The sequence below is a fragment of the Streptomyces sp. NPDC088350 genome (assembly GCF_044753545.1).
Classification (GTDB): domain Bacteria; phylum Actinomycetota; class Actinomycetes; order Streptomycetales; family Streptomycetaceae; genus Streptomyces.
Genome location: NZ_JBIVNL010000008.1, coordinates 136147 through 156458 on the forward strand (window position 1 = coordinate 136147; position 20312 = coordinate 156458).

The following is a 20312-nucleotide window of genomic DNA, read 5'->3' on the forward strand; positions in this document are numbered from 1 at the left end:
GCGTCACTCCGCGCCCGTGCCGAGGCTCTTGGCGTACGCCTGGACGCTCGCGGCGGCCTTCTCGGCGGTCCGTGTGCCCTTGGCGACCGCCTCCACCTCCTTGCCCAGCCGGGTGGCGACCTGCTGCCAACTGCCCACCTGCGGAAAGGCCTTGGTGTTCTTCAGCTGGGTGAGGAAGGCGTCGAGGAGCGGCTGCCCCTTGATGGCCGAGTCGTCCCAGGCGGAGATCACCGCGGGCAGCGAGCCGTACGCCGAGTACTGCGCGACCTGCGTGCTCGGCTTGGAGACGTACCGGACGAACTTCCACGACGCGTCCGTGTTCCCGCCGTCCGCGAGGACACCCCACGTACCCCCGGCGGAGAAGGAGGTGCTGCCGGAGGCGCCCGCCGGCAGCGGTGCCGTGGCGACGTGGGCCGCCGTCCAGCCGGTCTTCTTCGCGGCGGTGTCCAACTGCCCTATCACCCAGGGGCCGGTGATCATCGTGGCCGTCTTCCCGGACACGAAGTAGGGCTGGGCGTCGAGGAAGGTGGGGGTCGCGGTGTCGGCGGAACCCGACGTGAAGAACGACGCGTTGTACTTGAGGGCGTCGACCATCGCCGGTGTGTCGAGGGTCCAACCGCCGCCGGAGGAGAGGAGATCGCCGCCCGCCTGCCAGGCGTACATCGCGACGTCCTGGCCGTTGAAGATGTCCCAGCCGTTGTCCGCCCCGAGCCCGCGCACGGCTCCGGCGCCCTCCAGCGCCTTGAAGAACGGCACCATCTCGGCCCATGTCGTGGGTGCCTTGACGCCCGCCTTCCTGGCGAGGTCGGCGCGGTAGACGAGGGCGTACGTGTACGCGTACCAGGGCACCGTGTAGGCCACGTCCTTGACCACACCCGCGTCCCACAGGCTCGTGAAGAAGGTGCCGGAGTCCACGAGTCCGTCCGGTACGGGCTGGAGGATCGACGGGTCGAGGAACTGCGCCTGCGACTCGGGGAAGAACTGGGCCACGTCGGGGCCCTTGCCCGCCGCGATCGCCGCCTGGAGCTTCGTGTAGTACTCGGCGTTCGGTATCAGCGTGAACTTGACGGTGGCGTCCGGGTTCGCGGCCTTGAAGGGCTTGATCACCTTGTCGAGGACGTCGGCGTCGCCCTGCGCGGCCCAGACGTTGACGGTGCCGGTGGCCGGCTTGTCGTCGATCGACTTGGCGGAGGCCTTCGCGGTGGCCGTGGCGGTGCCGCCGCGCCCACAGCCCGCGAGAGCGAGGCTGCCGAGGAGGGCGGTGCCGGCGGACAGTCTGAGGACGCCGCGTCGGGAGGGGTTGGACACTGGGGGCTCCTGTCTCATGGGGCGCTGAGGACAGTGAAGGGATTCCGGAGCTTCGCGACATGCGGAGCTCCGGGATTTTCGGGGAAAGCAGCGTTATCGGTCCGACGGCCGTAATGCGGCTGATGGGACCTCTGTGGCTGACTGCGACGTTAGGAAGGGTCTGTTTCGCCGGCGTGGCTCAGCCGTCACGAATAATTTCGGAACTTGTAGCGAAATCCCTGACAGAGGGAAAACCCTTGAGTGCCCCTGGCGTTGGTGACATGGACGGGTCAACACTGTCATCCTCCACGCAGCCACCCCCACGAATCCTCCACGGATTGGTCAAAGTTCTCCCCGGTCCCGCACAGCTCAGCTCTTCCCGGACAGCAGACCCGGCTGTCCGGTCTGTCACCGGCCGCGCTCGCGGTCGTCGCAGTAGGAGTAAGAGTGAGACGCATCCCCCGCAAGCGGATGGCGGTAGGAGCCCTGGTCTCCACCGCCGCTTTCCTGGCCGTCGGCATCCAGTCGGTGCCCGCGACAGCGAAGCCCGCCTCCCCCCACCCGAGTCCCCTGCTCACCGGCAGCCTGGAGGCGAGGCTCACCCCGGCCCAGCACTCGGCCCTGGTGAAGAGCGCCACGCAGAAGACCACGGCGACCGCCCACACCCTCGGCCTCGGCGCCAAGGAGAAGCTGGTCGTCAAGGACGTCGTCAAGGACAACGACGGCACGCTGCACACCCGTTACGAGCGCACCTACGCCGGCCTGCCGGTCCTCGGCGGCGACCTGGTCGTCCACACCCCGGCCTCCGGCACGGGAACCCTGGGCACGACCTTCAACAACAAGCACACCATCACGGTCGCCTCGACCACCCCGAAGCTCGCCGCGACCTCCGCCCAGGGCAAGGCGCTCAGCGCCGCCAAGGCCCTCGACGCGGTCGACCCGGCCGCCGAGAAGGCGCGCAAGGTGATCTGGGCCGGCACCGGCAAGCCCGTCCTGGCCTGGGAGACCGTGGTCACCGGCCTGCAGGACGACGGCACGCCGAGCAAGCTGCACGTCATCACCGACGCCCTCACCGGCGAGAAGCTCTCCCAGTTCGAGGGCGTCGAGACCGGCACCGGCAACAGCCAGTACAGCGGCACCGTCAGCATCACCACCAACCTGTCGGGCTCGACGTACCAGCTGTACGACACCACGCGCGGCGGCCACAAGACGTACACCCTCAGCAACGGCACGTCGGGCACCGGCACCCTGATGACCGACACCGACGACACATGGGGCACCGGCTCCGGCTCCAACACCCAGACCGCCGGTGTCGACGCCCACTTCGGCGCCCAGACCACCTGGGACTTCTACAAGAACACCTTCGGCCGCAGCGGGATCAAGAACGACGGCGTCGCCGCCTACTCGCGCGTCCACTACAGCACGGCGTACGTCAACGCCTTCTGGGACGACGACTGCTTCTGCATGACGTACGGCGACGGCACCAGCAGCACCCACGCGCTGACCTCGCTGGACGTGGCCGGCCACGAGATGAGCCACGGCGTCACCTCGAACACCGCGGGCCTGGACTACACCGGTGAGTCCGGCGGCCTCAACGAGGCGACCTCCGACATCTTCGGCACCGGCGTGGAGTTCTACGCCAACAACAGCACCGACGTCGGTGACTACCTCATCGGCGAGAAGATCGACATCAACGGCGACGGCACGCCGCTGCGTTACATGGACGAGCCCGACAAGGACGGCAGCTCCGCCGACAGCTGGTACTCCGGTGTCGGCAACCTCGACGTCCACTACTCGTCCGGCCCCGCGAACCACATGTTCTACCTGCTGTCCGAGGGCAGCGGCAGCAAGACCATCAACGGCGTCACCTACAACAGCCCGACCTCCGACGGAGTCGCCGTCGCCGGCATCGGCCGGGCCGCGGCGCTGCAGATCTGGTACAAGGCGCTGACGACGTACATGACGTCCAGTACCAACTACGCCGGAGCCCGTACCGCCGCGCTCAGTGCCGCCGGAGCGCTGTACGGCACAAGTTCCGCGCAGTACGCGGGAGTCGGCAACGCCTTCGCCGGTATCAATGTGGGCAGCCACATCACCGTGCCGACCAGCGGCGTCACGGTGACCAACCCGGGCAGCCAATCCTCCACCGTCGGTACCGCGGTGAGCCTGCAGGTCTCGGCCAGCAGCACCAACAGCGGCACCCTGACGTACGCCGCGACCGGACTGCCGACCGGCCTGTCGATCAGCAGCTCCACGGGCGCCATCACCGGCACCCCGACGACGGCGGGCACCTACAGCACCACCGTCACGGTGACCGACTCCACCGGCGCGACCGGCACCGCTTCGTTCACCTGGACGGTGAGCGCGAGCGGTAGCGGCAGCTGCACCTCGACCCAGCTCCTGGGCAACGCGGGCTTCGAGTCGGGCAACACCACCTGGACCGCCACCAGCGGCGTCATCACCAGCTCCAGCAGCGAGGCGGCCCGCACCGGTTCGTACAAGGCATGGCTCGACGGCTACGGCTCGACGCACACCGACACGCTGTCCCAGTCGGTGACGATCCCGAGCGGCTGCACCGGTACGACGTTCACCTTCTACCTGCACATCGACACGGCGGAGACCAGCACCAGCACCGCGTACGACAAGCTGACGGTCACCGCCGGATCGACCACCCTGGCCACCTACTCCAACCTCAACGCGGCCACCGGATACGTCGCGAAGTCCTTCAGCCTGTCGGCCTTCGCGGGCACCACGGTCGCCCTGAAGTTCAGCGGAGTCGAGGACTCCTCGCTCCAGACCAGCTTCGTCATCGACGACACGGCCGTCACGACCGGCTGATCAGTCCGTGAGTCCGGCACCCCGCACGCGCCCCCAGGCGTGCGGGGTGTTCCGGTTCTGTCAGGCGAGCGGGTCCAGCGTCAGATAGGCCTGCCGCGGGTTGCCGTCGTTCACCAGGGACTCCTGGGCGCCGACGTCGTCGAACGCGAACGCGTAGGCCTTGCCGTCGGCCATCTGCGCGTGGATCTTGCGGGCGTAGTGGTTGGTCACCGTGTCCAGGTAGAAGTCGGCCGTGGTGGTGTCCGGCTGGTTGGGGTCGACCAGGAGCGTGGACCGGTTGTAGCCCGCGCACAGGGTGCGCGAAATCGGGCCGCGCACAAGGTCGTTGGGGGCGTCGAGGTACTTGTAGCAGCCGAAGACGCTGGCCGCGTCCGGCTTCTGGAAGCTGGTGACGACCGACCCGGCGCCGTTGGTGAAGTTCATGACGTTGCCCGACACCCGGCCGTAGTACTTCGTGTTCGGCTGGTCGGCGAACGGTGTCACCGTCAGCGTCGACGACGAGTACTTCGACCAGACACGGTTGACGTAGTCGTCCATCACCGTGCTCGGCAGGGCCCCCGTCTCCACCCCGTACGTCGGTGAGAGCGCTCGCAGCACCGTGCCGTCGGACCGGGTCTGGATCAGGTTGGCCCAGCCGCCGGGCTGCCCGCGCAGGGCGTTGAAGAACCCGGTGTAGCCACCGGACTTGAGGTGCCCGGTACTGGCCGTGCTCCCGTCGGCACGCTGCACCCCGACCGCGTACGGCACGGAGAACATGTCCACCTGGGTGCTGTTGATCCACAGCCCGGAGTCGTTGAGCGTGTACTCGGACCAGTTGAAGAGGATGTCGCGGTTCGGGTCCGTCGGGTTCTGCACGGCCGGCTGCACCAGGCCGCCGGTGGTCAGCTTGAACACCAGCTTCTGGCCGTACGAGAAGTAGATGCGGCCCGAGAACTTGGGGATCCGGATGGTGGAGGACTGCCCGGCCGCAGGTCCCGGGATCGACGCGTCGGGTGCCGGGGTGGGCGGGTTGCCGCCGGCGGGCCAGGCGTGGAACGTGCCGTTGGCGTCGGCCCAACCCTGTTGGCCCGTGGCCAGGTTGGTGCCGAGGTCGTAGAGGTGGACCGCGTCGCCGCGGCCCGAGTTGTTGGTGATCTTCAGCGGGATGGTGGCGGGCACCGCGGCGTCCGCCGTCAGTGGTGTCGCCAGCGCGAGCATCGTGGCCACCGCGGTCGCGGCGCCCAGTCGACGCAGGAGTCCGATCAGCACTTCTCACCTCCGTGTGGGGGGTGTACGGCAATTGGTCCGTACCTATGTGAGAGCGCTCTCAGAGTCGTGCCGGGCCGGTTGCGTGTCAATGCGCGGAACGAAAGGCGCCCACGGCGACTCGCGCCGTGGGCACCGGGGCTGGATCGGCGGACGGGGACTTCGATCAGAAGGTGCGGTCCAGCAGATCGAGCAGCGCGACCCAGTGACGCGCGTCGGCCTCCGCGTTGTACGAGGACGTGTCGGCCTGCGTGTAGCCGTGCCGCGCGCCCGGGTAGACCTCGCAGCGGTGCCGGACGCCCGCCGCGGTGAGCGCCTCCTCGAACCGCTTGATCTGCTCCTCGGGCAGCGAGGGGTCCTGGTCGGCGTGGCCGAAGTACAGCTCGGCGGTGATGTGTTCGGCCGCCAGATGCGGGCTGTTCGCGTCGTCGGTGGCGAGGCGCCCGCCGTGGAAACCGGCCGCCGCAGCCACCCGGTCCGGGTAGGCGCCGGCGGTGTACAGCGCCAGCCGGGCGCCCATGCAGTACCCGGTGATCGCGACCGGCCCGTCGACGACCAGCGGGGAGTCGGCCAGCCAGCGCAGATAGGCGCCGGCGTCCCGCTCGACCAGCTCGGGGTGCCGGGCCAGACCCATGATCAGTGGGCCGACCTTCTCGAAGATCTCCGGACGCCCGTCGTGATCGATGAACTCGGGCAGCTCGACCACCGGCGCGCGCCCCTGCCGGTAGAACACGTTCGGCACCAGGACCGCGTAACCGGCCTCGGCCAACCGGTCGGCCATCGACTTCAGGTGGGGACGGATCCCGAAGGCGTCCTGGTAGAGCAGCACGGCCGGACGGGGGCCGCCGTCCCCGGGATGCACCCAGTAGGCGTCGGCTGTGCCGTCCTCGGTGGGGATGTCCACGGCTGTGCCCTGTACGGCGGTCATGGCGGGGGTGCCTCCCAGCGGATCGGCGCCGGGCCGGCTGCCGGCCCGGCACGGCGTGTTCCGATCATCGTGGCACGCCCGATTACGGTCCCTCCGCCGGGGTCACTCGAAGCGGGAGGTGTCGCCCGCGCCCTTGCGGACGATCTCGGCCTCACCGTTCGAGAAGTCGATGACGGTCGTCGGTTCCGTGCCGCAGTCCCCGGAGTCGACCACCGCGTCCACCACGTGGTCGAGCCGGTCCTTGATCTCCCAGCCCTGGGTCATCGGCTCCTCCTCGTCGGGCAGGAGCAGGGTGCTGGACAGCAGCGGCTCGCCCAGCTCGGCGAGCAGTGCCTGGGTGACGACGTGGTCGGGGATGCGTACGCCCACGGTCTTCTTCTTCGCGTTCAGCAACTGGCGCGGCACCTCCTTCGTCGCCGGGAGGATGAACGTGTAGCTGCCGGGCGTGGAGGCCTTGATGGCGCGGAACACGTCGTTGTCGATGTGCACGAACTGGCCCAGCTGGGCGAAGTTCTGGCACACCAGCGTGAAGTGGTGCCGGTCGTTCAGCTGCCGGATCGTACGGATCCGCTCCATGCCCTCACGGTTGCCCAGCTGGCAGCCCAGCGCGTAGCAGGAGTCGGTCGGGTACGCGATCAGCGCACCCGAGCGCACACTGTCCGCGACCTGGGAGATGGTGCGCGGTTGCGGGTTGTCCGGATGCACGTCGAAGTACTTGGCCACCCGCCGAGCTTATGCCGTGCCCGCGCGGGTCGCCGCGCGGGCCTGCCGCCGGTGGTCGATCGGGTGGGTGTACCCCGGCGAATCAGGGGAAGCCGACGAGAGCGCTCGGGTCTCTCCCCCGAACCCGGGCAGGACCGGCTCCGCCCGCGGCCCACCTCCGGGGCCGCGGCGGGGCGGTTCGACGCTTGCGCGGCTCAGCCGCGCAGCCGCACCGGCACCTCCTGCCAGCCGAACGCGATGAACGACGGCACCTGGCGCAGCTCGTCCGCGTCGACGGCCAGCCGGGCGTCCGGGAAGCGGGCGAAGAACGCGGGCAGCGCGGTCAGGGCCTCCACGCGGGCGAGCGGCGCGCCGATGCAGCGGTGCACGCCGATACCGAACGACAGGTGGTCGTCGGCTCCGCGGGCCGCGTCGAAGACGTCCGCGTCCGGGCCGTAGTGCGCGGGGTCGAGCCCCGCTGCGGCGAACGTCGTGATGATCGCGTCCCCGGCCGGGACGGTGACGTCGCCGACGGTGAGGTCACCGACCGCGAACCGCAGCGGCAGCGAGGCGATGGACGGGTGCACGCGCAGGGTCTCGTCGACGACCGCGTCCCAGCTGATCCTCCCGGCGCGCACGTCCGCCAGCTGCTCGGGCCGCCTGAGCAGGGCGACGATCGCGTTGCCGATGAGGTTGACCGTCGTCTCGAAGCCCGCGCCGATCACCAGCAGCAGCGTGTACAGCAGTTCCTCGTCGCTGAGCCGGTCGCCGTCCTCGTCCCGCACCCGGATCAGTTCGGTGGTGAGGTCGTCGCCGGGGTGCTCGCTGCGATACGTGATCAGCGCGGGCAGCACCGTGCCGATCTGCTGCTGGACGAACGTCGCGTGCTCCGGGGACGGGTCCGAGGTGTCCATGATGGCCGCGATCAGCCGCCCGGTGTCGCCCACCAACTCGTCGGGCACACCGAACAGTTCGCAGATGATCCGCATCGGCAGCGGGTGGGCGAGCCCCGCCTTGATGTCGACCACCTCGGCGTCGTCGGCCGCGACCGCGTCGAGCAGCTCCGCCGTGATCGCCTCCACCCGGGCCCGCATCGCCTCGGTGCGCCGGTGCGTGAAGCTCGGCGCGACGAGTTTGCGCAGGCGTGCGTGGTCGGTGCCGTAGGTGGAGAGCATGTTGATCACGCCGACCCAGCCCAGCACCCAGCCCCAGGAGGGGTGTTCGCCGATCTCGGGCCAGAGGTTCCAGTGCAGCCGGGGGTCCTTGCTGACCTGCGGGTCGAGGATCAGTTCCTTGAGGGTGTCGTAGCCGGTGGGGGCCCAGGCGGGGATGCCGCCGGGCAGTTCGACGGGCACGATCGGGCCGAGGGCGCGCAGCTTGGCGCTCTCGGCGGCGATGTCGGCGCCGAACGGGTCGAGGGCGATGCGGTCGGACACGGTCACGACGGGTCTCCTGGCTGGTCGGGGGAGCGGGCGCTGAACCGGACGGGCAGCGAGGTGAGCGAGCGGTGGAAGGGACCGGGGCGCCAGGTCAACTCCTCGCGCGCTACGACGGGTTCGAGGTCGGGCAGCCACAGGGTGAGCCGCTCGATCGCCTCCGTCGCGATCAGCAGCGTGTGCTGCTTGACCGGGCAGGCGTGCGGCCCCGCCGACCACGACAGGTGCGAGGCGTCCTTCGGGTGCCGGCCGCTGACGACCTCCTGCTCGGCGAAGTGCGCGAGCGCGCCGTACGACACGACCACCGGGATCGCGGGCCTGATCCACGCGCCGTGGAAGGTGACGGGCGAACGGGCGTAGTGGATGCCGTAGTTGGCGAGCGGCGTCTCGTGGTGCAGCACCTCCACCACGGCGTCCATCACCGGGCGGGCACCACTCGTCAGAGTGGAGTAGTAGACCGAGGTGCCGAGGATGCGGGACAGGGCGTTGGACACCAGGTTCGCGGTCGGCTCGTGGCCCGCCCCGAGGGTGAGGAACACCTGCCAGGCGACCTCCTCCGGGGTCAGCCCGGCGGGATGGTCCAGGAGCCAGCTCGGCAGGTCGTCGCCGCGGGACTCCGCCTTGGCGGCGATGAGTTCGAGGACGTAACCGCCGAACTCGGCCTCGCCCTCGGCCGCTTGGGCACCGCCCTCCATCATCATGCCCAGCGCCCGGTCCAGCCGCTCGCTCTGGCTGTCGGGCAGCCCGAACAGGCTGTTGAACACCAGCGCCATCAACGGCCGCGCGAACTCGCCCACCAGGTCGGCCTGTCCACGCGGCCCGATCCGGCCCACCAGCACATGCACCGCGCGGTGCACCCGGGCCCGCAGGTCGTGCGGCTCGATCCGGTCGAAGGTGTCGATCAGCGAGGCACGGTAGCGGACGTGCGCGGCGCCGTCCGCGAACAGGGAGTTGGGCCGCCAGCGCATCATCCCGAGGACCGGCGAGTCCTCGGCGACCGTCGTCTCCCACGGCCGGGGATCGTGCGAGAACGTGTCGGTGTCCCGCAGCAGATCCAGCGCGGCCCGCCGCTCGGTGACGACGTACGCCGGTACGCCCGGGGCGAGTTCGGCCCAGCCGACGGGACCCTGGGCGCGCAGGGCGGCGTAGTAGCCGTAGGGGTCCAGCGCGAAGCCGTCCTCCCACAGGCGGACGGGTCGGGTGGGGCCGACGGGGGAAGTGGTGGTCACCGGTGCTCCGGGGGGTCGCGGTCGATCAGATGCTGGACCAGGGCGAGCAGCGCGTCGATCGACGAGTCCGCGTCCCGGGCGTCACAGGTCACCAGCGGTGTGCCGGGCTCCAGGTCAAGTGCGGCGCGCAGCTGTTCCCCGGTGTGGTGCCGGGGCGCGTCCGGGAAGGTGTTGAAGGCGACGGCGTACGGCAGTCCGCTCTCCTCCACCAGCCCGAGCACGTCGAACGAGGCGTCGATCCGACGGCTGTCGACCAGGACGAGCGCCCCGAGCGCGCCGTACGAGATGTCCTCCCACAGTGCCCGGAACCGCTCCTGGCCGGGCGTGCCGAACAGGTACAGGACGATCCCGCCCGGCAGGCTGATCCGGCCGAAGTCGATGGCGACGGTCGTCGTCGACTTCTCCCGCACTCCGTCGAGGTCGTCGACGTGGACGGACGCCTCGGAGAGCCGCTCCTCGGTGTGCAGCGGCCGGATCTCGGACACGGAGTCGATCAGGGTCGTCTTGCCCACCCCGAACGGACCCGCGATCAGGATCTTGACCAACTCGCGGGCGGTGTCCGGCAGATGGATGCCGCTAGTTGTGCTTGAGGGCGCGTAGGCCATCGGCCACTCTCTTCAGCAGGTCGGGGTCGAAGCGTTCGGCGGGCGGGATCGGGGCACGGGCGAGCACCAGGCTCCGGTCGACGAGACCGGCGGCCAGCACCCGCACCGCGGAGACCGGCAGCTCCAGCAGGGCCGCCGTCTCCAGTACCGTCAGCGCACCGCCGCGCAGGGCGTCCAGCAGGGCGAGTTGAGCCGCGGGCAGACCGGGCGGGGCGGGCTCGCCGCTGCCGGAGAGCACCGTCAGCCGCTCCAACTGGGGGCGGCTGGGCCGGGCCACGCCGCCGGTCGACAGATACGCGGGAACCAGAGGACGGCCGCCGCGGCGGCCCGTCATGCCGGTGCGCCGCCGTCAACTCCCCGTGCTGCGGCGGCCATCGCCTTCTCGCCCAGCCGGGCCACCTGCGAGTGCACCCGGTGCGCGAGCAGATCGAGCCGCACCTCGCTGTCGCCGTAGGCCGCCACACACGTCCCGTGATCCGTGGGCACGATGAGCACGTACCCGTGGTCCGACTCGATGACCACCTGCCGTATCTCGGCCCGATCCCGGTCGGCGAACGCGGCGGCGGCGGTACGGCACGCCCCCTGCACCGTGCTGGTGATGGCAGCCACCCGCTCGCCCGAGGCCTGGGACAGCGCGTCGGTGTACCCACGCACCAGCCCGTCCCGGGTCAGCAGCACCGCGGCCACCACATGCGGCACCTCCAGGATCGGATCGAGCACCCACGCCGTGTCGCCCCCATCGCGGCTGATCATCTGGCCGCTCCCCCCTCGTAGTCGTCCTGATCGATGTCGTGCGCCGCAACTGCCTCTGGAACCAAGGCTGTCTCTCCTACGGCGGCCTCGGCGCCCGCACTCGCGGCGCGCGCGGCGGCGGTGCCGGACTGCAGGGCGCCGAGTGCGGCGGCGGCCTGCTCCGGACGACGCTCCGGCAGCGGTGTTCCGGGCGTGGCCGGAGCGGCCGACGCGGCCGACGGGGCGACCGCGGTGCGCCGACGCCGCCGCGGCAGGCCGCCCGCGTCGGGTACGGCCTGATGCCCGGACACGTCGGCCGCGGCCCGCTCGTCGCGCTCGGAGCCGTAGGAGTGGGTCGGCGCGGGGGCGGGCGCTGGTGCGGGCGCCCGGCGGGTCGAGCGCGGGGCGCTGGCGGCGGGCGGCTGCTGCTCGGGGTCGATACGGCTGAGGAGGTGGCTGTCGATCCGCAGGACCGCGCGGACACCGCCGTACGGGGAGGGCGAGGACACGTCGACGCCGAGGTCGAACTGCCGGGTGAGCCGGCCGATCGCGGCGAACCCCATGCGGGGCGGGTCGCCCAGGTCGGTGAGCAGGATCGGGTCGGAACCGGCCACCATCCGCCGGGCGTGGTCCCGTTCGTCCTGGGTCATGCCGAGACCCGCGTCGTCGACGGTGACGCAGGCGCCGTGGTGCACGTGCTCCAGGTTGACCACGACGTCGGTGTCCGGCGCGGAGTGCCGCAGCGCGTTGTCGAGGAGTTCGGCGACGATGATCGCGACCGGTTCGACGGCGTGGGAGACGAGCGCGGTACCGGCTTCGAGATGGTTGTGCACTCGCACCCGGTGGTAGCCGGCGAGCCGCGCCTGGCCGCCGGTCACCGCCTCCACGAGGTGCGACTCCTCGCGCGCGAGCCCGACCCAGGCCCCGCACACGACGGCCGCGACCTGCGCACGGCGCAGCGACTGCTCGTTCTCGTGGTCCAGCGCGAACAGGGTCTGTGTCAACTCGGGGTCGTCGTAGCGCTGTTGCAGCGAGCGCAGGGCGTCCTGCAACCGGTACAGCGCCGCCTGGATCTCGCGGGTGGCCCCGCGCATCCCGGCCTGCGCGGCGGCGTCGATGCGGGTGCGCTGCGCGGAGAGCTCCGAACGCAGCGCGTTCAGCACGCTCTCGAGAGAGATCCCGAGCGGCGAACCGATGAACTGCGGCTGCGCCGGACCCGGCACCGCGACCCGGGCGTGCGTCAACTGCCGTGCGGCGGCCGGGACCCGCTGCACCGCGAGATGCTCGATCTCTCCCGCCAACGCCGCCTGGACACCGTCCAGTCGGTCCCGCAGGTCGGCGATCTCCTCGCGCTGCAGGGCACGTTGACGCCGCGACCGCAGCAGCCCGGCGCCGAGCACCAGCGCGGACAGCGTGCCGGCGGCGAGCGCGCCGACCACCAGGTCCGGTAATTCGGTCATCGAATCGAGTCCAAGCGAAGTCGGGCAGAGCTGAGTCCGGGCCCCTCACGCGGGGTGTCCGGAGCACAGTACACACCGTCATCGACCGCTCTCGCACGGTGTCGCAGGACTTCCCTTCGAAACTGACCGGCCTCTGTTCACTTCTGCGCCAAGTGTCTGAAATGGCGTGTGGGGAAAGAGAGTTGAGCCGTCAGGGTCGGTGGATCACGCACGGAGGGGGAGTGGTGTGACGGGCGTGGCGCGCCGGCTGGACGGCATCGAGGAAGCGGCGGCCGGTCGCCTGCCGCCGGAGATATCGCCTACTTCCGCAGAAGCGCGGGCCAGGGCCTCAGCGCCGCCGAGGCCGCCCCGGCCTGGGACGGGTTGCGCCCACGCCCCCACATCCTGCGGGACGTGTCGACGTGCGACACCTCAACGACCGTACTGGGCACGGCAGTCGACACGCCCGTCCTGGTCGCCCCGAGAACCTTGCGACGCCGTGCCCATCCCGAGGGCGAGGTGGCCACCGCGCTCGGCGCGGCCGGTCCCTCACCGAGGAGACATTCCGGCGGGCCGTGGCGGCCGGAGCCCGGGCGGTGGTGCTGACCGGGCTGCCGGTCGCCGTCAACGGCGTCCTGCGCGGCGACGACGCCCGCGCCTTCGTGGACGCCGGTGCCGCCGCGCTGATCGTCTCCCACCACGGAGGCCGTCAGCTCGACGGACTCGTACCGACCGCGTGGGCGTTGCCGGAGATGGTCGACGCCGTAGCCGGGATGGGCACCGAGGTGTACGTGGACGGCGGAGTGCGCCGCGGCTCCCACGTCTTCGCCGCGCTCGCCCTCGGGGCCCGCGCGGTGTTCGTCGGCCGCCCGGCGCTGTGGGCGCTCACTGTGGCCGGTGCCGAGGGCGTGACCCGCCTGATCCGGGAGCTGACGGCGGAACTCGTCGAGACGATGCGTCTGACGGGCGTGCCGGAACTCCCGGCGATCGGGCGGGACTTGCTCCACTCCTCGGCGGGGATCAGCCGTTGGGCAGGATCACCGCACGCCCGTTGATCTTTCCCGCGTGCAACCGCTCGTACGCCAGCGGAGCCTCGTCCAAGGAGAACGTCTCCGTGTGGACCGACACGGCACCGGACCGGGCCAGCGCCAGGACCTCGACGAGTTCGGTGCGGCTGCCCCAGTAGGGCGCGTGGACCGACACCTCGAAAGGCAGCAGGCCGAAGCCGACGGGCAGCGCGCCGCCGCCGATTCCGACGATCGCCACCTCACCCTCGACGGCCGCGACCGCACCCGCCGTCCTGACCGTGGGTTCCGCGCCGACGAAGTCGAACACCGCCTCCGCGCCGACGCCGCCGGTGAGTCCACGGACCGCCTCAGCGGCGTTCGCATCGGACAACACCGCCTCGTGCGCGCCGACTTCACGGGCCAGCCGCAGCTTCTCCTCGCTCAGGTCCAGCGCGATCACCCGCGCCGACGTCATGGCACGCAGCAACTGGATCGCCACATGGCCGAGGCCGCCCGTGCCGATGACCACCGCCGTCGAGCCGGGCACCAGCTTGGGCAGCGCCCGCTTGATCGCGTGGTACGGGGTCAGACCCGCGTCCGTCAGCGGCACCGCCGCGACCGGGTCCAGTCCGTCGAGCGGGACCAGGTGCCGGGCGTCGTCCACGAGCAGGTACTCGGCCATCGCACCCGGCGCGCCGAGCCCCGGCGGACGAATGCCCAACTCGTCCGCCCGCAGGCAGTAGTTCTCCTTGCCCTCGGCACACTTGGCGCAGGTGCCGCAGCCCCAGGGCCCGTACACCGCCACCGAGTCGCCCTCCCGCACGCCGGTGGCACCGGCGCCGAGCGCGGCCACCGTGCCGACGCCCTCATGGCCCAGGGTGAGCGGAAGGGCGTAGGGGAAACTGTCGGCGGGCCAGCTCATCACGGCGATGTCGGAGTGGCAGACGCCGGCGGCCGTGACCTTCAACAGGACCTGGCCGGGGCCCGGTTCGGGGTCGGGGACCGTGACCACCTCGGGGGCGGCGCCGATCGTGCGGTACTGAAGTGCCTTCATGTTCGGACTCCTTCCCGGGCTCAGACGGCGGTGTAGGCGCCGTCGACCAGGTGGTAGCCGCCGTGCACGAACGAGGCGCGCTCGGAGAGCAGGAAGACGATCAGCTCGGCGACCTCCTCGGGGCGGCCGAGGCGGCCGGCGGGGTGCAGGGCGACGAGACCGTCGTAGGCGGACCTGTCCATGCCCTGGAGCAGCGGGGTCTCGATGAAGCCGGGGCCGACCGCGTTGACGCGGATGTTCTTCGACGCGTACTCGGCGGCGGCCGTCTTCGTGAGGCCGACCACGCCGTGCTTGGCGGCGACGTACGCGGAGGAACCGGCGAAGCCCGTGGAGCCGAGGATGGAGGAGACGTTGACGATCGCGCCGCCCCGGCCCGCGGCCTCGATGACCGGGAGTTCGTGGCGCAGGGAGTAGAAGACACCGTCGAGGTTCGTGCGGACGACCCGGTCGTAGGCCTCGATGTCGTACGCGCCGGTCGGCGCGCTCGGGCCGCCGATACCGGCGTTGTTCACGGCCAGGTCGAGCCCGCCGAAGGTGTCGACGGCGAAGCGTACGGCCGCCTCGACGGACTCCGGGCGGGTCACGTCCAGTTCGACCGCGGCGGCTGTGAAGCCCTCCGCCGTCAGCTCGGCGGCGGCCTTCTCGGCGCCCTCTGCGTTGTAGTCGGCGATGACGACGTTCGCGGCGCCCGCGCCCAGCCGGCGGGCGGTGGCCAGGCCGATGCCGGAGGCGGCGCCGGTGACGAGAGCGGTCTTTCCGGAGAACTCGGTCGCGTAATCGGTGATGGTGCTCATGGTGTGCTCACTGTTCGGTAGTGCTCCGGGAGGCCGCGTCCGCGGCCTCCCCGATCAGGGCGTCGTAGGCCCGCTCCACCAGGGCGGCGAGGTCTGCGGCTCCCGAGTCGTGCTCGTCCGTGCGGCGCGCCCAGATGCGCAGGGCGGCCGTGAGGACTCCGGCGGCGGCGTCGACCACGACGGCCGGGCGCACGTCCCGGACGTCGTCGGTGCCGAGCCGGTCGGCGAGGATGCGGATCGACTCCTCCTGGGCGTCGACCCGGATGCGTTCGTAGGCGGCGAACAGGGCGGGCTCGCGGTCCACCAGCGCCAACAGCCGCCGCATGCGCGGTCGCAGGTGCCAGGCCGGGTTCTCCCGGTCGGCGAGCCAGTCGCGCACGGCCCTGCGATAGGCCAGCAGCGGTGGTTCGGCGGCCGGGCGGGTCCGCAGCAGGGCGTTGATGCGGTCGCCGTCGCCCCGGACGAAGTCGAGCGCCGCGTCCTCCTTGCCGGTGAAGTGCCGGCTGAAGGTGCGCCGGGTGACATCCGCGCGGTCCGCGATCGCCTCGACCGTGGTCGCGGCCAGCCCGTGCTCCAGGATCAGGTCCACGGCGGCGGTGGCCAGCGCGTTACGGGTCTGCCGCGCCTTGCGCCGCCGCCGGTCGACGGGGTCGACGAGGGGCTCCGTTGCCTTCATGCCTTCGACGGTACACCCGTGATGTCCCGCTGGGACATGAGACCCGGTGAGACTTGTGTCCCAACGGGACATAAGCGTGAATCGATCGTCTGGACAGCTGATTCGTCTGCTACGTCTTGCCTTCACGCTGCTTTCGGCCATATCGTCCGGACATTCCGTCGCCGACATCACCGGGGTAGCCCATGGACCGCACTCGACTCCAGGACCTGCTCGCCCGGGAGAGCGCCGAGGCCGAGCGGCGCAACCCGCGCTCGAAGGCCGCCTACGACCGTGCCGAGCACCTCTTCGGGCGTGTGCCGATGACCTGGATGAACAAGACCGCCGGAGCCTTCCCCCGCTACCTCGACACCGCCCGGGGCGCCCGCGTCACCGACATCGACGGCCACGAGTACATCGACTTCAGCCTCGGCGACACCGGAGCGATGGCCGGCCACTCGCCCGCGGTGGTGGCCGAAGCGGTACAACGCAGGTTCGCCGAACAGGGCGGCGCCACGGCCATGTTGCCCACGGAGGACGCCGAGTGGGTCGGCGCCGAACTCACCCGGCGCTTCGGTCTCGCCCGCTGGAGCTTCTCCCTCACCGCGACCGACGCCAACCGCTGGGCGATCCGGCTCGCCCGTGCCGTCACCGATCGCCCCAAGATCCTGGTGAACAGCTACAGCTACCACGGCAGCGTCGACGAGTCGCTCATCGTCGTAGGGCCGGACGGGCAGGGTGTGGCCCGTCCCGGCAACGTCGGCGCCCCCTGTGACGTCACGCTCACCAGCCGTGTCGCCGAGTTCAACGATCCCGCCCAGCTGGAACGGGAGTTGGCGCACGGCGACGTGGCCGCCGTTCTGATGGAACCCGCGCTCACCAACATCGGCATCGTGCTGCCCGAGCCCGGCTATCTGGCCGCCGTACGCGAACTGACCAGGAAACACGGCACGTTGCTCATCAACGACGAGACCCACACCTTCTCCGCGGGCCCCGGCGGCTGCACCGCCGCCTGGGACCTCGCACCCGATCTGCTCACCATCGGCAAGGCGATCGGCGGCGGCATCCCGGCCGGTGCCTACGGCCTCTCCGCCGAACTCGCCGACCGGCTGCTCGGCCGCGCCGACCTGGACCTCGTCGACATGGGCGGCGTCGGCGGCACCCTCGCGGGCAACGCGCTGTCCGTCGCCGCGATGCGCGCCACCCTCGAACACGTCCTGACGGATGAGGCGTTCGCCCACATGGCGAAGCTCTCCGAACGCTTCGCGGCCGGTGTGCAGCAGGGCATCGACGCCCACGCGCTGCCCTGGACGGTGAGCCGCCTCGGCGCCCGCAGCGAGTACCGCTTCGCCTCCCCGGCCCCGCGCACCGGCACAGAGTCCGAAGCGGCCGGTGACCCGGAGGTGGAGGACTTCCTCCACCTCTACCTCGCCAACCGGGGCATCCTGCTCACCCCGTTCCACAGCATGGCGTTGATGTGCCCGGACACCACCGAGCAGGACGTCGACACCCACACCCGGGCCTTCGCCGACGCGCTCGCCGAACTGGCGCGCTGACACAGGGAGTTGGAGACAAGCACGTGGACGACATCGACCGGGCCATCCTGCGCGAGCTGCAGACCGACGGGCGTATCGCGTACGCCGACCTCGGACCCAAGGTCGGGCTGTCCGCGTCGGCCGCCCGGCAGCGGCTCCAACGCCTGTTGGATTCCAAGGCCGTTCAGGTCGTCGGGGTGACCGATCCGATGGCCATGGGCGGCCAGGCCATGGCCATGCTCGGCATCGAGGCGGACGGCGACCCGCGTGCCGTCGCCGACCAACTCGCCCTGCGCGACGAGGTGGTGTACTCCGTGCTCACCTCCGGCGGCTTCGATCTGTTCGCCGAGGTGGTCACTCCCGGGCCGCGGGACCTGCTGGACTTCGTCAACGACGTGGTGCGGCCGATCGAAGGGGTCAGGAGCGTCCGGTCGTTCCCGTACTTCGGCATCCACACGCACCGGTTCCTGTGGGACGTGGGATGACCGCCGCCTGAGCACGGGCCCGAGATGCCGGAGTGATCCCGTGGGCGTCTAATAGGGGTGTCGGAAATGTCCCCTGGCGGAAAAGGCCGAGGTCATGACGCCCACGGATTCCAGTGCAGGGGGCAGCGGGGCCGTAGCCAAGGGGGTGCTGAGGAGGCTGGGGGAGTGGTGCGCCCGGCACTTCGTGATCGTCATCGTGGCCTGGCTCGTCGCACTCGCCGCGCTCCAGGTCCTCAACAGGTCCTTCGGAGGCGACTATTCGGACGACTTCTCGCTGTCCGGCGTACAGTCCCACCACGGTCTTCAGGTCCTGAAGGAACACGATCCGGCGGCCGGGGGCTACAGCAGCCAGATCGTCCTGCACGACAAGGACAAGGCGCTCACCTCCCTGAACTCGCAGATGTCCGAGACGGTCGGCGACCTGCAGAAGCTTCCGCACGTCCTGTCGGTGCAGAACCCATTGCCCCAGCCCGGAGCGCAGACACCGACGTCCTCCGGTCCGAACGTGGGACCGCTGTCGTCCGACGCGAAGACCGCCTACCTCACCATCCGCTTCGACGTCCAGCCGTCGACCCTCGGTGACGGCTACCTCCACGGCGTCGACACCTCCGTCAAGCCGCTGCGCGCCGCCGGTGCCCAGGTCGAGTACGGCGGACCGCTCGGCGAACTGGCCCGGCCCGCCGCCGACGACCGGGTCAGCGAACTCATCGGGTTCGCCGTGGCGATCGTCGTCCTGCTGATCGGCTTCGGCAGTGTGATCGCCGCCGCGATGCCCCTGGTGACCGCGCTGATCAGCGTGATCGGCGGACTCGCCTGCCTCGGACTGCTGGCGGCGGCGTTCACCTTCGCGACGGTGTCACCGACCCTCGCCACGATGATCGGCATCGGGGTCGGCATCGACTACGCCCTGTTCCTGATCACCCGCCACCGGCAGAACCTCATGAACGGCGCCGACCCCGTGCGCGCCGCCGGACAGGCCACGGCCACCAGTGGCCGGGCCGTCCTCGTCTCCGGCTGCACCGTGATCATCGCGCTCGCCGGACTGTTCGTGTCCGGTGTCCCCTTCATCGGCCTCCTCGGGCTCGCCGCCGCCGTGACGGTCGTGTCGGCGGTCATCGGCGCGCTCACCCTCGTCCCCGCCCTGCTCGGCCTCCTGGGCAGACGGATCGACCGCTACCGGGTGCGCCGCCCGGTCGCCGAGACCGACGCCGCACCGGGCACCGAACCCACGGGCACCTGGCACCGCTACGCGCAACGCGTGGAACACCGGCCCTGGACCTTCCTCGCGGCGGGCGTCGCGGCCGTGGTCGTCCTCGCGATCCCGGTGTTCTCCCTCCAGTTGGGCCACATCGGCGACGGCGCCGACCCCACCTCGTTCACCGACCGGCGCGCCTTCGACCTGATGACCGACGCCTTCGGGCCCGGTTCCAACGGCCCGCTCACCATCGTCATCGACCAGACCGGCGTCCCCTCCTCCCAGCGCCCGGCCCTCTCCACCCAGGCCCAGAAGACCCTCGACGGGGTGCGGGGCGCCGCCAAGGTCACCCCGCTGACGACCACCAAGGACGGGGACGTCCTGGTCGGCACCGTCTACTCCCAACAGTCCCCGCAGAGTGCCGACACCACCGACCTCACCAACCGCCTCGTCCACGACACCCTGCCCGCCGCGGTCTCCGGCACCGCCGCCAAGGGCTACGTCACCGGCACCACGGCCGCGCAGGTCGACTTCCGCGACATCGTGTCGAGCCGGCTGCCCCTGATCATCGGCGTGGTGGTCGCCCTGGCCTTCCTGATCATCCTCGCCGTCTTCCGCGGACTCCTCGTCGCCCTCAAGGCAGCCGTCCTCAACGTGCTCTCGATCGCGGCCTCCTACGGCGTCGTCGTCGCGGTCTTCCAGTGGGGCTGGGGCGGCCACGCGCTGGGCGTCTCCGGCAAGGTGCCCATCGAGAGCTACGTCCCGATGATGATGTTCGCGATCATCTTCGGCCTGAGCATGGACTACGAGATCTTCCTGCTCTCCCGCGTCCACGAGGCCTGGCTGCGCACCGGCGACGCCGAGGCGTCCGTCGCCCATGCCCTGGAGATCACCGCGCGGGTCATCACCTGTGCCGCGCTGATCATGGTCAGCGTCTTCGCGGCCTTCGTCGTCAGCGACAACATCGTGGTCAAGATGCTCGGCCTCGGCCTGGCCGTCAGCGTCCTGATCGACGCCACGGTCGTACGGCTGCTGATGGTGCCCGCGGTCATGACCCTGCTGGGCCGGCACGCCTGGTGGACACCCCGTTTCCTGGACCGGATCCTGCCGCACATCGACGCGGAGGGTGAGCACGAGGGGGCGTGAGCG

General features: G+C 70.8%; 19 protein-coding genes. 6 read left to right on the plus strand and 13 right to left on the minus strand.

The window, feature by feature from the left end; genetic code table 11:
* Positions 1-3: 3 nt before the first annotated feature.
* Positions 4-1308 carry an extracellular solute-binding protein gene (locus tag ACIQBL_RS28285; RefSeq protein ID WP_401946021.1) on the minus strand — a complete coding sequence of 435 codons (1305 nt, stop codon included), beginning with the start codon at positions 1306-1308 and terminating at the stop codon, positions 4-6.
* A 450-nt stretch (positions 1309-1758) separates the two neighbouring features.
* Here ACIQBL_RS28285 and ACIQBL_RS28290 point away from each other — a divergent pair, with 450 nt between their 5' ends.
* Positions 1759-4125: a M4 family metallopeptidase gene (locus ACIQBL_RS28290; protein ID WP_401946860.1), complete on the plus strand. Its 2367-nt coding sequence runs from the start codon at positions 1759-1761 to the stop codon at positions 4123-4125.
* Positions 4126-4185: 60 nt separating this feature from the next.
* On the opposite strand, the gene ACIQBL_RS28295 is transcribed toward ACIQBL_RS28290, so the two are convergent.
* The 9 genes from ACIQBL_RS28295 to ACIQBL_RS28335 all read right to left on the minus strand — a co-directional run bounded on the left by ACIQBL_RS28295 (position 4186) and on the right by ACIQBL_RS28335 (position 12462).
* Positions 4186-5322, minus strand: coding sequence for a glycoside hydrolase family 64 protein (locus tag ACIQBL_RS28295; protein ID WP_401946862.1), 1137 nt, complete (start codon positions 5320-5322; stop codon positions 4186-4188).
* A gap of 214 nt (positions 5323-5536) precedes the next feature.
* Positions 5537-6298, minus strand: coding sequence for a dienelactone hydrolase family protein (locus ACIQBL_RS28300; RefSeq protein ID WP_401946022.1), 762 nt, complete (start codon positions 6296-6298; stop codon positions 5537-5539).
* Positions 6299-6400: 102 nt separating this feature from the next.
* Positions 6401-7021, minus strand: a complete 621-nt coding sequence (locus ACIQBL_RS28305; protein WP_401946024.1) for an L-threonylcarbamoyladenylate synthase — start codon at positions 7019-7021, stop codon at positions 6401-6403.
* A gap of 194 nt (positions 7022-7215) precedes the next feature.
* Positions 7216-8442 carry a cytochrome P450 gene (locus tag ACIQBL_RS28310; RefSeq protein WP_401946026.1) on the minus strand — a complete coding sequence of 409 codons (1227 nt, stop codon included), beginning with the start codon at positions 8440-8442 and terminating at the stop codon, positions 7216-7218.
* Positions 8439-9665 carry a cytochrome P450 gene (locus ACIQBL_RS28315; RefSeq protein WP_401946028.1) on the minus strand — a complete coding sequence of 409 codons (1227 nt, stop codon included), beginning with the start codon at positions 9663-9665 and terminating at the stop codon, positions 8439-8441. The genes ACIQBL_RS28310 and ACIQBL_RS28315 overlap by 4 nt, the downstream gene beginning before the upstream one ends.
* Positions 9662-10270 (minus strand): GTP-binding protein, encoded by a 609-nt coding sequence (locus ACIQBL_RS28320; protein WP_401946030.1) that lies wholly within the window; start codon positions 10268-10270, stop codon positions 9662-9664. The genes ACIQBL_RS28315 and ACIQBL_RS28320 overlap by 4 nt, the downstream gene beginning before the upstream one ends.
* Positions 10242-10604, minus strand: coding sequence for a DUF742 domain-containing protein (locus ACIQBL_RS28325; protein WP_401946032.1), 363 nt, complete (start codon positions 10602-10604; stop codon positions 10242-10244). The genes ACIQBL_RS28320 and ACIQBL_RS28325 overlap by 29 nt, the downstream gene beginning before the upstream one ends.
* Positions 10601-11023: a roadblock/LC7 domain-containing protein gene (locus ACIQBL_RS28330; RefSeq protein ID WP_401946033.1), complete on the minus strand. Its 423-nt coding sequence runs from the start codon at positions 11021-11023 to the stop codon at positions 10601-10603. Before ACIQBL_RS28330 ends, ACIQBL_RS28325 begins: the two co-directional genes overlap by 4 nt.
* On the minus strand, positions 11020-12462 hold the full coding sequence (locus ACIQBL_RS28335) for a sensor histidine kinase (protein WP_401946034.1): 1443 nt from the start codon (positions 12460-12462) through the stop codon (positions 11020-11022). Before ACIQBL_RS28335 ends, ACIQBL_RS28330 begins: the two co-directional genes overlap by 4 nt.
* Before the next feature lie 294 nt (positions 12463-12756).
* Here ACIQBL_RS28335 and ACIQBL_RS28340 point away from each other — a divergent pair, with 294 nt between their 5' ends.
* Both ACIQBL_RS28340 and ACIQBL_RS28345 read left to right on the plus strand, forming a co-directional pair.
* Positions 12757-13047: an alpha-hydroxy-acid oxidizing protein gene (locus ACIQBL_RS28340; protein ID WP_401946865.1), complete on the plus strand. Its 291-nt coding sequence runs from the start codon at positions 12757-12759 to the stop codon at positions 13045-13047.
* Positions 13017-13496 (plus strand): alpha-hydroxy-acid oxidizing protein, encoded by a 480-nt coding sequence (locus ACIQBL_RS28345; protein ID WP_401946036.1) that lies wholly within the window; start codon positions 13017-13019, stop codon positions 13494-13496. Before ACIQBL_RS28340 ends, ACIQBL_RS28345 begins: the two co-directional genes overlap by 31 nt.
* Here the strand turns inward: ACIQBL_RS28345 and ACIQBL_RS28350 are convergent.
* The 3 genes from ACIQBL_RS28350 to ACIQBL_RS28360 are packed head-to-tail and all read right to left on the minus strand — an operon-like array spanning position 13462 to position 15972.
* Positions 13462-14502, minus strand: coding sequence for an NAD(P)-dependent alcohol dehydrogenase (locus ACIQBL_RS28350; protein ID WP_401946037.1), 1041 nt, complete (start codon positions 14500-14502; stop codon positions 13462-13464). The two genes, ACIQBL_RS28345 and ACIQBL_RS28350, sit on opposite strands and share 35 nt — an antisense overlap.
* Positions 14503-14522: 20 nt before the next feature.
* Entirely contained in the window at positions 14523-15296 is a 774-nt protein-coding gene (locus ACIQBL_RS28355) for an SDR family NAD(P)-dependent oxidoreductase (protein WP_401946038.1), read from the minus strand.
* A 7-nt stretch (positions 15297-15303) separates the two neighbouring features.
* Positions 15304-15972 carry a TetR/AcrR family transcriptional regulator gene (locus ACIQBL_RS28360; protein WP_401946039.1) on the minus strand — a complete coding sequence of 223 codons (669 nt, stop codon included), beginning with the start codon at positions 15970-15972 and terminating at the stop codon, positions 15304-15306.
* A 182-nt stretch (positions 15973-16154) separates the two neighbouring features.
* Here ACIQBL_RS28360 and ACIQBL_RS28365 point away from each other — a divergent pair, with 182 nt between their 5' ends.
* The 3 genes from ACIQBL_RS28365 to ACIQBL_RS28375 all read left to right on the plus strand — a co-directional run bounded on the left by ACIQBL_RS28365 (position 16155) and on the right by ACIQBL_RS28375 (position 20309).
* Positions 16155-17504: a transaminase gene (locus ACIQBL_RS28365; RefSeq protein WP_401946041.1), complete on the plus strand. Its 1350-nt coding sequence runs from the start codon at positions 16155-16157 to the stop codon at positions 17502-17504.
* A gap of 23 nt (positions 17505-17527) precedes the next feature.
* Complete coding sequence (locus ACIQBL_RS28370) at positions 17528-17968, plus strand: Lrp/AsnC family transcriptional regulator (protein ID WP_401946043.1); 441 nt, start codon at positions 17528-17530, stop codon at positions 17966-17968.
* 94 nt (positions 17969-18062) lie between these two features.
* Positions 18063-20309, plus strand: a complete 2247-nt coding sequence (locus ACIQBL_RS28375) for an MMPL family transporter (RefSeq protein ID WP_401946044.1) — start codon at positions 18063-18065, stop codon at positions 20307-20309.
* The last annotated feature ends 3 nt before the right edge of the window (positions 20310-20312 follow it).